Source organism: Photorhabdus sp. RM96S, assembly GCF_042879335.1.
GTDB classification, from domain to species: Bacteria; Pseudomonadota; Gammaproteobacteria; order Enterobacterales; family Enterobacteriaceae; genus Photorhabdus; species Photorhabdus kayaii.
In genome coordinates, this window is record NZ_JBHFKT010000272.1 from 1 (window position 1) to 239 (window position 239).

1 protein-coding gene is annotated in these 239 nt (G+C 50.2%); it reads right to left on the reverse strand.

What is annotated here, in order from left to right:
- A partial coding sequence (locus tag ACGF49_RS25315) for a hypothetical protein (protein ID WP_387493574.1) occupies positions 1-239 on the reverse strand: 239 nt, incomplete at both ends.

Here is a 239-nt window from a genome sequence, read left to right on the forward strand (position 1 = left end):
GAGATAAATCAAACCGGCGCTCTGACGCCTCCGGCGTATTGGGCCGAGAGATATCAATATCGTGACCCGCGCTGAGCATGACTTGTTGCCCCGCCCGGATACCCGCCTGCCACAACATTAAATCATTTCCAGAAAACAGATTAATATTGCCCGCCGCGTTTAATTGACTTCGATTGGCATTCAGGTTATGACCCGCGCTTAATGTCAGATGGCGTGATTTGTCTAACTGAATACCGGAG